The sequence below is a fragment of the Streptomyces sp. ActVer genome (assembly GCF_027270795.1).
Lineage (GTDB): Bacteria > Actinomycetota > Actinomycetes > Streptomycetales > Streptomycetaceae > Streptomyces > Streptomyces umbrinus_A.
In genome coordinates, this window is sequence record NZ_JAPWHT010000395.1 from 1 (window position 1) to 9,833 (window position 9,833).

12 protein-coding genes and 1 pseudogene are annotated in these 9,833 nt (G+C 69.1%); 3 read left to right on the forward strand and 10 right to left on the reverse strand.

Annotated features, from left to right (window positions below; translation table 11 throughout):
* Window positions 1–230: pseudogene (locus O3Q52_RS41090) on the reverse strand (GNAT family N-acetyltransferase); the annotation flags it as partial.
* Window positions 231–805: 575 nt separating this feature from the next.
* Between O3Q52_RS41090 and O3Q52_RS41095 the strand changes: the two are divergent.
* Together O3Q52_RS41095 and O3Q52_RS41100 are read left to right on the forward strand one after the other, a co-directional pair.
* The gene (locus O3Q52_RS41095; RefSeq protein WP_269653659.1) at window positions 806–1,138 is read left to right on the forward strand and encodes a DUF296 domain-containing protein; all 333 of its coding nucleotides are present in this window, start codon (window positions 806–808) and stop codon (window positions 1,136–1,138) included.
* Window positions 1,138–2,073 carry a phosphotransferase family protein gene (locus O3Q52_RS41100; protein WP_269653660.1) on the forward strand — a complete coding sequence of 312 codons (936 nt, stop codon included), beginning with the start codon at window positions 1,138–1,140 and terminating at the stop codon, window positions 2,071–2,073. Before O3Q52_RS41095 ends, O3Q52_RS41100 begins: the two co-directional genes overlap by 1 nt.
* Before the next feature lie 143 nt (window positions 2,074–2,216).
* Here O3Q52_RS41100 and O3Q52_RS41105 read toward each other — a convergent pair whose 3' ends face one another.
* The 3 genes from O3Q52_RS41105 to O3Q52_RS41115 all read right to left on the reverse strand — a co-directional run bounded on the left by O3Q52_RS41105 (window position 2,217) and on the right by O3Q52_RS41115 (window position 4,161).
* Window positions 2,217–2,426, reverse strand: coding sequence for a hypothetical protein (locus O3Q52_RS41105; protein WP_061334539.1), 210 nt, complete (start codon window positions 2,424–2,426; stop codon window positions 2,217–2,219).
* A 244-nt stretch (window positions 2,427–2,670) separates the two neighbouring features.
* Window positions 2,671–3,852: a hypothetical protein gene (locus O3Q52_RS41110; protein ID WP_269653661.1), complete on the reverse strand. Its 1,182-nt coding sequence runs from the start codon at window positions 3,850–3,852 to the stop codon at window positions 2,671–2,673.
* Between the two features lie 69 nt (window positions 3,853–3,921).
* Window positions 3,922–4,161 carry a hypothetical protein gene (locus tag O3Q52_RS41115; protein ID WP_159059656.1) on the reverse strand — a complete coding sequence of 80 codons (240 nt, stop codon included), beginning with the start codon at window positions 4,159–4,161 and terminating at the stop codon, window positions 3,922–3,924.
* A 142-nt stretch (window positions 4,162–4,303) separates the two neighbouring features.
* Here O3Q52_RS41115 and O3Q52_RS41120 point away from each other — a divergent pair, with 142 nt between their 5' ends.
* On the forward strand, window positions 4,304–5,629 hold the full coding sequence (locus O3Q52_RS41120; protein WP_269653662.1) for a hypothetical protein: 1,326 nt from the start codon (window positions 4,304–4,306) through the stop codon (window positions 5,627–5,629).
* Between the two features lie 21 nt (window positions 5,630–5,650).
* On the opposite strand, the gene O3Q52_RS41125 is transcribed toward O3Q52_RS41120, so the two are convergent.
* The 6 genes from O3Q52_RS41125 to O3Q52_RS41150 all read right to left on the reverse strand — a co-directional run bounded on the left by O3Q52_RS41125 (window position 5,651) and on the right by O3Q52_RS41150 (window position 9,716).
* Window positions 5,651–5,806 (reverse strand): hypothetical protein, encoded by a 156-nt coding sequence (locus O3Q52_RS41125; protein WP_210594862.1) that lies wholly within the window; start codon window positions 5,804–5,806, stop codon window positions 5,651–5,653.
* A gap of 270 nt (window positions 5,807–6,076) precedes the next feature.
* Window positions 6,077–6,385 carry a hypothetical protein gene (locus O3Q52_RS41130; protein ID WP_269653663.1) on the reverse strand — a complete coding sequence of 103 codons (309 nt, stop codon included), beginning with the start codon at window positions 6,383–6,385 and terminating at the stop codon, window positions 6,077–6,079.
* Window positions 6,382–6,900, reverse strand: a complete 519-nt coding sequence (locus O3Q52_RS41135; protein ID WP_269653664.1) for a hypothetical protein — start codon at window positions 6,898–6,900, stop codon at window positions 6,382–6,384. The genes O3Q52_RS41130 and O3Q52_RS41135 overlap by 4 nt, the downstream gene beginning before the upstream one ends.
* Window positions 6,901–7,207: 307 nt before the next feature.
* Window positions 7,208–7,624, reverse strand: coding sequence for a GFA family protein (locus tag O3Q52_RS41140; RefSeq protein ID WP_269653665.1), 417 nt, complete (start codon window positions 7,622–7,624; stop codon window positions 7,208–7,210).
* A gap of 285 nt (window positions 7,625–7,909) precedes the next feature.
* Window positions 7,910–8,893, reverse strand: a complete 984-nt coding sequence (locus O3Q52_RS41145; RefSeq protein WP_269653666.1) for a SpaA isopeptide-forming pilin-related protein — start codon at window positions 8,891–8,893, stop codon at window positions 7,910–7,912.
* A gap of 37 nt (window positions 8,894–8,930) precedes the next feature.
* Window positions 8,931–9,716 carry a DUF317 domain-containing protein gene (locus tag O3Q52_RS41150; RefSeq protein WP_269653667.1) on the reverse strand — a complete coding sequence of 262 codons (786 nt, stop codon included), beginning with the start codon at window positions 9,714–9,716 and terminating at the stop codon, window positions 8,931–8,933.
* Between the last annotated feature and the right edge of the window lie 117 nt (window positions 9,717–9,833).

Genomic DNA, 9,833 nt, shown 5'->3' on the forward strand with positions numbered 1-9,833 from the left:
GTCAGGCGGCGGGGCGGGGTACGGAAGAAGGTCGCACGGACCTCGCCCGCCCGTTCCAGCAGGCCGAAGATGGGGGCGTCGGCGCCGTACGCGTCCGCCCCGCGCGTACGCAGTGCCTCGGTCACCGTCAGCGGGACGGTGTGCAGGGCGGGACGCGACTGCAGGAAGTCTCCGGCGCGAGCGAGAAAGTCGTCGAGGTCTTCGGTGAGGTGCCAGTCATCCGGACTCATGTCTCATGATCCCGCGTGCCGTCGGCGTGCGCCCGTGGTTTTCCGCTGGGAGGGGCGCGAACACGTCCGCCGTCGAGGGGGCTTCGGCGCCGACACCTCGCTGGACTTCTTCAACGCACTTGTGGGGCGGGACATTAGCTTGATCTTTGATCACGGGCATCGGACCAGGACGAGGGAAGGCTTTGGCCATGCCTGGCCACGTCGTCCAGCGCGTTCCTAGCCATGCCGAGGAACGCGTTGCGCACCGCTATGAATTCCATACCGGCCTCGTGCACGGTGTCACCCCCGTCGGCAGGGCCTGGTAACTCGCGTGCAAGTGTCCAGAGGTTTCGCTTCAAGGCGTCCGCCCCCTCAATCTCCCCTTCGAGACATCACTGCACGTCAGCGGGTGCTTTATTAGTGGACGAATACAAGCGGATTCCTCAGTCCCTTTCACCCAAGACACCACGCACCGCGCGGAGTTCCTCGCCACTCGCTTTGCGAGAGAGGCCCCTCGACCCCCGTGCCGCTGGCGCCCGCTGGTGCTCCTCAGTCATGCTGCGGGAGCTGAGCCCCATGATCGGACGGAGTCACGCGTGATCGTCTTTGAAGTCTTCTCCGGTGAGCTAGTCGACGGGTTGAGCCGCCAGGCCGCCGAGACCGGCATCACCGATGCGGCGATCGTCTCTTTGATCGGGGCCGCCGACTCCTTCACCGTCTCGACCATGCCCGAAGGCGACGCCCTCAAGGACAACATCACGAAGTACGACCTGCCCGGCGAAATGACCGGCACCGGCGAGATCCGCAACGGCTTTGTCCACCTCCACGTCGTCATGGGCGTCGAAGGCGACCGCGCCATCGCCGGACACCTCCACGAAGCCGTCGTCGGCACCCACTTCGCCCGCGCCTACGCCATCCCCATCGCCTAATGCCTGTACCGCCCACCAGCGGCCGGCTGCAATGGATTGACGTCCCCCCGCCGCTGCGCGCTCGCCTCGAAACCGCCCTCGGCGCACCCGTCACCGACGCGGTCACCCCGGGCGGCGGCTTCGGCCACCAGCTCGCCGCCACCCTCCGCCTGGACAGCGGCCGACGGGTCTTCGTCAAGGCCGCCCCCGACGACGACCCGCTCACTGCCGCCAACCTCCACGAGGCGGCCGTCCTCGACACTCTGCCGCGTGGCGCTCCGGCCCCGGACCTGCTGGGCATCCACCGCGCCGCCGACTGGACCGCCGTCGTCATCGCCCACCTCGACGGACCCCACCCGGACCTCTCTGCGGCCTCCGGCGACGCCGAACAGACTTGGGACCTGCTGGCCAAGCTCACCTCCAGCCCCGCCCCCGCGCCGTACACCGCGGCGGTGAGCGCCGTGCCCTCCACGGCGGCGGCCCTGCACGGCTGGGACGAGCTTGCCGCCGATCCGCCGGACGACCTCGCCCCCGCCGCCCGCGCCCACCTGCCGGAGCTCGCCGAACTGGAAGCGACCTGGCCCGCACTGGCCTGCGGCACCCGCATCGTCCACGGCGACCTGCGGGCCGACAACATGGTCCGCGACCACGACCAGGGTGTGACCTTCGTGGACTGGGCGCACGCCACCACCGGCCCGGCCTGCATCGACGCCGCTTCCCTCGCGCCGCAGCTCGTCCTCGCCGGACACGCGCCCGCAGACATCGCCCGTCTGCTCCGTGACCACCCCGCCACCGCCAGCAGTCCCGACACCACCACGGCGTTCCTCGCTGCGCTCACCGGCCACTGGCACCGCAACGCCCGCAGGCCCTCGCCCCCCGGCGCCCCCGGACTGCGCGCCTACCAACGCCGCGCGGCAGCCGCCGGCCTCGCCCTCCTCGGCTACCGCCTGCGTTGACACCTCACTCGTCACCGAGTTGCCCCCGTTGCACCTAATGGGGCTGACCGGTCGTGACGTGCGATGGCGCTCACCCCTCCTGCTTTGAGTGAGCGCCGTTCTCTAGTCCCTTTCACCCGAGTCACCAGTGCGCGTCGGCCGCCTCAATCGCAGAGCCGCGACAAGTGGTTCCCAGAGACCGTGGACCAGGTGGGGAACAACGCGGTGTGTCCGTTCCTGGCGCGGGTCAAGACGACGTACAGCAGCTCGGAGCCGGTCGGGTACGGCTCCCCTTCGGAGCCCTGGAACTCGTTGCTTCCGAGGAACAAGATCGTGGTGTCGGCTTCCCGGCCCTTGGTCTGATGGAGGTTCATGACCTGGATCCGGGCCTGCCAGGCTGTCCCTGCCCCGACCAGCGCTTCGTCGCGTGCGCGGAGAAGCTCCTGCCCGGCCGCAGCAGCGTCGACGCTGCTGCGGCCGCTGGAGTGACGGAGGGCGACGCGCGTGCAGCGGGCCCACTGAATCCAGGTCTCCTGGCCGCGCGGCGGCCCCGACCGCGTTATGGGCGTTTGACCGCCTCCGCGAGCCTCGCGACGTCGGGCCGGACCTGCGGCCTGTCTACTCCAGCAACTCTGATTGGATCCGGTCCCAGCTCGGCCGCGGGCTGTCGACCGGATGCACGATGGTGAGGAGGCGGCCTTCGAGGAACGCGTCGAGCCGGTCAGCCGTTGGAGAGTCCAGCCGGCGGCGCTGGGCCCTGTGGTCCAGGGGCAGGCGCTCTCCCAGGACGCCGAGCAGCACCTCTTGGCGTGCCGGGCCGACAGCATCGCCGCGGATCCACCGGCCGCGGACCTCAACGCCGGAGAACGTGCCGAGTGTGTCCTCACGGCCGAAGGACCGGTTCATGGCTGCTTCGACCAGCGGTTCGGCCCGCCTGATCGCCGCCTCAGGGTAGGCCCCGGCTCCATCGGCCGGACCCTCACCGCTGGACTCGGGTATGTCATCAGGCCAGTTCAGGAGGGGTTCCTCCGGTTCCAGGTTCGGGCGTCGGCGGGGATCGGGCCGGGGAACACGGAATCGCCAGGGAGTTGCGCCGCCCGGGGTGTCGATCCACCCAGTGCTGAGCCCGGCCGTGGCCGGGGAGTCGTCGGGGAGGAAGATGTCGACGTAGACGCCGCCCGTGCCGAGCCAGACCCAGCTCATGAAGTAGGCGTGATCGTCGTGGTCGACGGACCACTGCGCGAGCTTCTCCAAGCGGGTCTTCTGCGGCTGGGTGCCTTTGCCGGCAGGGAACATCTGCTGGTGGTCGCGGCGGCGGCCCCGCGCCTCTCCGGCGAGCGGACCGGCGGCAAGGTCGTACAGCAGGTCCGGCCGCACACCCTTCTTCGCGTAGGTGCCGACTAGTTTCCCGGGCAGGACGTCGAAGCTGCTGAGCCCGTTGGCCCCCGGCTCCCAGTCGAAAAGGGCCTCGCTGACAGCGGTCATCACCCCAAGGCCGGTGCACTCGCTGACGAAGCGCCGGATGTGGAGGGAGCTGGAGTCGAGGGCGAGGCAGTCGACCCCGAGCGGGCCAGTACCCGGGCTGCCGGCGATATAGCTGAGCAGGAGGCTGATCTCGTGGTCGCGCACACGCTGATCGACCGTCTTGCGCAGGTCGCAGGCAAGGGCGTTGATGTTGACCACAGCAGCCAACGACACTGGCAGAGAGCCCTGCCCGATCTCGACGGCCTGGACAGCGTCAGCGCCAGCCATGCCCTTCTCAACCGTGAAACGCCACACCCGGGCACGCACCGTACTCATGGGGGAAGCCTATGGCCGCCATCCGCCGGTGCGGACCTCTGGTTCCGTAGGACCCTGCAACGCGCTGGTCTACGCGGCATCCCCGATCGACACCGGGTGCCGGACAGCCTTCTTCACGTCCATCTCGACCGAGACCCGGTCCTTGCCCTCCGCCTTTGCGTACGCCGTCACCTTCATCTGGAACTCCGCGGAGGCGTCGAACCAGGGCTTCCACGACTCCGCGCTGTAGGGCAGGTCCTTGACCGCGTCGTTCGCCTCGACGGCAGCGCGCTCCAGGTCGATCAGGTCATCGAACGAAATAGCGGTCACGTCGAAGGATCCTACGTCCGGCCACGGCAAGGCCGGTCCCTCCCGTCCGTGGTCGGCGAGCCGAACCAATCGGGTTGCGCGGTCCCCTTTCCCTGCCCGATCCTTCTAGGTTCGCCACATTCACATCTGAAGGGCCGCACCGGTGACCTCGACGACCAACGACCCCCTCGCCGCGCTCCAGGCCGTGGACCCGCGCGTCCTGCATTTCACGCCGTTCGGCCTCGGCGGACCCATGCGGCCCCAGGACGCCGCGGACTATCAGCAGGGCCTGATCAGCAACCTGGTCCTCGCCGACGACGTGGCACAGACGACCCGCCAGAAGTTCGAGCAGCTGTGCGCCGGCTACGCCCACGGCCTGTTGTGCTACGACCTGTTCACGCTGGTCTCGGACGCCGCCAAACTGACGCTGGAGCAGGCGCTGCGGGACCGGTTCGCCGCCCACCACAACGGCACCATCACCGCCCGGAACCAGGCAGGCAGCGAGCGCCAGATCGCCTACACCAGCTATGTAGACTTCCACGATCAGTACAAGAGGCTCCGCAAGCCCGAGATACGGATGGGCAGTTCGAACACCTGGACCCCGTTCAACGGAATGCTCGACGGACTGCTGAAGTGGGCGCGGCGAGAGGGCCTGCTGCGTGGCCAACGAAACCGCGGGATCGAGAGGGCGAAGAAGAACCTGCGGAACGTCACCGCCCACGGCATGTTCCACCTCCTCACTCCCGTCGACGTATACAGGGATCTGTCCGACCTCGCGGAGATCATCAACCATTTGTGGGGCCACGCGATACCGGGAGGCCGGCTCTACCCGGCACCGATCCCGCGCGACGTGGTCGCCATCCGGTGGAACACCACCACCGGCTCCGTGAGGGCCGGGCACGCAGCCCAGCTCGCCGACCAGCAGGAGCAAGAGGAGGAGGACGGATTCACCTTCGTACTCGTGCGCGCGGTCTTCTGGCCCGGGGAGCGAGAGGATCCCAATTTGATGGAGTACGACGCCCGGAACGCCACCACGCACTTTCCGGCGGAGTACCTGTGGGGCCCCGGCAGCCGCACGCAGGCCATCGCCTGGCTTGAGCAGGAAGCGCCCGAGCCGGACAGCTGCGACAGCCTGGACCAGGTCTTCGTGATCCGCGTCCACGACGACCGCATCCACCTTCCGATGTACCCAGGCGTCGCCGCGGCGCTCCTGCCCGCGGAGCAGCAGGGATCCTGGTACGCGGTCCGCGCCGACGGCCCGGCCGAGGTGTTCGCACACGCGCGCGCCGCGTCGACTGCCGCAAACGGGCATGACCGGACCGGAGAGTGCGAGCGGTGCCCTGTGGAAACCATCGCCAGCGGAGACCTCGTCACGGTCCTCCGAGCCGCGCGGGACGCCGGCGCCGACATCAGTCCGCTGACGACGCCCGACGTGCGCACCCCGTTCGCCGACCTGATGGCTCCCCGGTCGGTCGCCGCCTCGCCCTGACGTGAGAAGTCCCGCCCGGGTCTATCGCCGTCGGGGACGGGGGCGGGATGCCGTCGCTACCGCCATGGCCTCGGCCTGGTGGACGATGACGTTGACCGCGCCGTACGACCGCTCCACGTGCCCGTCCAGGAGGACGACGGAGGCTTCCAGCAGGATGCGGCGGAAGCGTTCCCGCACGGGTGGGGGAGAAGACGAGGCTAACCATGCCGCTCGCGTCATCCAGTGCGCCGAGGGCGACACTGTTCGCGGTGGGCGGGCGCTGGAGGTATTTGGCAAATCCGCCGAGTTTGCCTCACAGCCGAATACGGCCTCCAGGCCGTGCCCACGCCATGGTGGATCCAAGGTCACCCGGTCCACGACGAGCAGCCCGGAGCCGACGTACTCAAGCAACTCGCTGACTTCGCTGGTGAAGGAGCCCGTCTCGGGGTCGAGGAGGACCTGGGCGGTCTAATACAGCTCCTCCGACTCTTGCTCCATAGCCCGGAACGCATTCCGGCCGCGGTCGAGGTGGTCCCGGTAGAACGTCATCGACCCCACGGTGGCGTCCTCGACCGTGCACGCGGGGCACTCTACGGTGACGCAGTTGCCCGTGGCCGCCGGCCCCTGGCCTCCGTCGTGCATACGCCGACGATGGAGGACGGACACACTCCACCGCTCCAGCGTGTCGGCCTGCGGGGTGTCCCAGAGCTCGTCGTCGTAGGAGATGTGCAGGTACAGGTCGGAGGGATCCCCTGGAAGCTGAGGCCGCTTACTCACCCGGCAAGGTCCTGCACGATGGCTTCAAGGACAGCACCCGAACCCTCGATGGGCGTGGGCATCACGACACCGATCACCGTTCTGTGCACGGCACCGCCCGACAGCAGCGACGGCTCGGGGTTCTTGGTCACGATCCGCAGGAGCCCGTGTCCGGGAGCCCCCTCGATCCGGTAGCCGGGTTGGAGGCGAGAGAGCCATCCGTGGTCCACTGCCACCGCGGCGCCGCGCAGCGCGCCGATACGCAGGCCGCGGGTCACCCAGGCCGACCAGGCGACCTCGCTCCAGTCCGAGCCGTCGGCCGGGTCCGGGATGACGTCTGCGAGGTCGGGGTGCTGCTCAGCCACCCAGCGTGAGGGCTGCGCTTTGCGGAGGACCCACTGCCCGTCCCTGCCGACCTCGGCAGGGTCGAGCCCTGGGGTGAGGCGCATGTCGAGAGCGACGTGGCCGTCGGTGATCCGGTCGCCGTGGACCCAGACCTTGTCCTTATTGACGACCCAGTCGCAGAGTCGCTCCATTGACGCTGTCACTCGTTGTGCTCCCAGGAGAGATCGTTGCCCTTCCACAGTAGGGCGGGGAGCACGGAAAGCCTCTCTCAGACGACCTTTCCGCCTGCGGCCGACGCGAAAGCCACGCTCCGGGCGAACAGCCCCGCGTGACCATCGCACGCGTAGAAGCGGCGGCCGTCATCGGGGCCGGCGCAGGGCTCGAATCACAGCACGGCGGTATGTCGGCATGAGTGGTGGTCACAGTCGTGGGGGTCGGTTATCAGTTCCGCCAATCCCATGAGCGCGTGAGTCATGCGTGGAGGTTAGCCGCCGACCGTCATGTGCCGGGTCGCGGGTCGGGCGCGAGCGTGATGGTCATCCAGGGCGCCGACTTCTCGCGGTAGCTGTGTCCGACCGGGGCCAGTTCGGCGCTGCGGGTGAGGCTGAAGATCGTCACCATGATCATGTTGGAGCCGTCCGCGACAGAGGTGAGCTGAGTGCGGCAGCGCTGGCAGGATCCTCGGTGAAGAGTCGGCCAAGTGGAGAAGTAGGCCGGCTCTCCTGCCGGGCCCGTCCACTTCAGGGCGTCCCTGTGGAAACCGACCCAGGCCATCGCGGGAGAACCGGACAGGCGCGTGCAGTGCTCGCACGAGCACAGGTGGGGGTCGTCCGGAATACCGGACGCCTCGTACGCGTGATCGCCACACTGGCAACGCCCAGTCCACAGGTCTGGGACGACGATTCGCTCGGCCACAGGGACGGCTCCTTTGGTACGGGAAAGCTGATACCGGCGGCAGTGTGCCGCACCCAGGCGACATCGCGCTGGCGTTCGACACCGGCCGACCCCCACGGGGTGGCGAGTCCACTCTTGAAGGCGAATATCCGTACGGTCCTTCACGGTTCGGCGTCGCTCTACGCAAGGGTCACGCGTGTGCGGCGGGTGGCGCCCCGCCTCCGTTCGCATCGGACACGCGCCCATGACAAAGCCCCCGGAATCAGTGGGTGAATTCCAGGGGCTTTGCGGAGGGCCGTGGGTGGGTCAGCTCGCGGAGGAGCCGTCGTCGGTGGAGTTGTCCGTGCGTCGGCGACGGGCCGCGAAGAGAGCGCCTCCGCCAGCGACGATCAGGACTCCGGCGCCGCCGATCAGCCATGGGGTGGCGTCGGCGCCGGTGTGCGCGAGCGAGCCGGAAGGAGCTGGCGACGCGGTCTCGTTGGAGGTCGGAGTACCCGAGGCAGACGGCGCCGGGGTGTCCTCGTCCCTGCCGGGCTTGTCCGGGGAGGGCTTGTCGCTTGGCTTCTCGGTGGGCTTGTCTGTCGGCTTCTCCGAGGGCGGCGGGGTGGTGGCGGTCTTGGCGTTGGTGACGGTCACGGTCACGGGATCGCCCGGCTTGGCCTTGAACGCCTTCGAGGGCTTGTAGATGTTGTAGCCGGCAGGTGCCTTGACCTGCTTGACCCAGAAGTCCGTGCCGGTACGGGAGTTGATGGGCAGCTTGCCGCTGGCCGTTCCGTCGGCGCCGGTGGTCAGCGTCAGTATGGTTTTGTCGCCGCTGCCGATGTTGACCGTGGATCCTGGCAGCAGCTTGCCGGTCTTGTCGTCCTTGCCCTTCACCAGGACCGAGGCGGCCGTGAACGGGTCGACGACCGTGAGCCGGGTGGCGTTGCCCGGGGTGACGATGACGTCCTGGTCATCGGCGGTGTCGTGAAGGCTGCTGCCGCTGGAGATTTCTTTGAGGCGGTAGACGCCCGGCGCGAGGTCGGAGAAGGTCAGTTTCCCCTGTGCGTCGGTCTTGCCCCGTCCAGCTTCTTGGCCGGCGGAGTCGAGCAGGAGGAATGCGGCGCCGGGGAGCGCGTCCCCGGCCGGGTCCTTGGTGATGATCTCGACGCTGCCCGCGTCCGGGGCCGGTGTCTCGGCGGAGGCCGAGGGGGTCGGTTCGGAGGGCTGGGCGCTCGCGGCCGGCGCCCAGGTGAGGGTGCCGGTCACCGCGACGGCGACGGCGGCGGATCGAACGAAGCGTGCGTGCACTAGGAGGAGGACTCCTTGGATCAGAGGGTGGGGAAGGTCATCGGGTTCGGCTGGCAACCGGGGCGGGAGGTGGCGGGGCGACAGGTGTGCTGCCGTGAGGCTGCTTGGGTGTCGTGGTGGCGATGTAGAGGGCGCGGCGGGTGTGGACGGGGACGTCCTGGACGGTGCGGTGCAGTGGCTCGGTGGAGATCAGCGAGGCGGTGAAGGCTGCGACGAGCGTGGTGGGCGTGCCGAACGAGAAGCGTGCCGTCCAGTGCGGCTCGCTGGGGTGCCCGCCCCAGGCCCGCCAGGCCGGCCCGCTGGAGCCGCTGATGGCGTAGCGGTGGCGTAGGCCGCCGAGTCCTTCCGGGGTGAGGAACGTTTGTGTGCCGTCGGTCTTGACGTCGTGGCTCCACCCGCGGGTGAGCAGCGGCACGTACGCCTCGTGCGGTGCCGTCTCGTCCCGGAACAGCCGGTCGTGGTCGCTGTGCCGGTCTTCGAGGTAGAGGTCGAGCAGTTCGGTGTGGACGTCGTGCAGCAGCTCGACGGGGGTGGCGGCGTCGAAGGTGATCCGCCAGGCCGGTGGGGTGAACGGGGCCCGGTGCGCGCTGACGGTCCACGTGCCCTGGCCGCGCTGGTCGGGCTGGGGGTCGTAGGTGGTCTGCAGTCGCAGGCACGGGCTGAACGCCGCGGCCATGCCGTCGTCGGTTTGGGCGAACGGCCAGCCCTCGTCGTAGGGGAAGGCCCATGCGGTACGCGGGTCGACGGCGCCGGGCCCGGCGAGGTGGCGGGGAAGGACCTGCACGGTTTGGGCGGGGTCGAGGTTTTCAAAGGGGTGGCTCATCACGGGCAGGGCTCCTGCTGGAAGGGTGCGGAACGCGGGGCCTGGCCGTGGGGCGCGGCTCAGCGGGCGCGGGTGCCGCTGCGGGTGACCGGCGCGACGGGCGCGGTCTGCGCGGTC

Bases quoted from the DNA above. Each gene is read 5' to 3' on its own strand.
- O3Q52_RS41100 (WP_269653660.1), top strand. From the start codon at position 1,138: ATGCCTGTACCGCCCACCAGCGGCCGGCTGCAATGGATTGACGTCCCC.
- O3Q52_RS41105 (WP_061334539.1), bottom strand. From the start codon at position 2,426: ATGAACCTCCATCAGACCAAGGGCCGGGAAGCCGACACCACGATCTTG.
- O3Q52_RS41110 (WP_269653661.1), bottom strand. From the start codon at position 3,852: ATGAGTACGGTGCGTGCCCGGGTGTGGCGTTTCACGGTTGAGAAGGGC.
- O3Q52_RS41135 (WP_269653664.1), bottom strand. From the start codon at position 6,900: ATGGAGCGACTCTGCGACTGGGTCGTCAATAAGGACAAGGTCTGGGTC.
- O3Q52_RS41150 (WP_269653667.1), bottom strand. From the start codon at position 9,716: ATGAGCCACCCCTTTGAAAACCTCGACCCCGCCCAAACCGTGCAGGTC.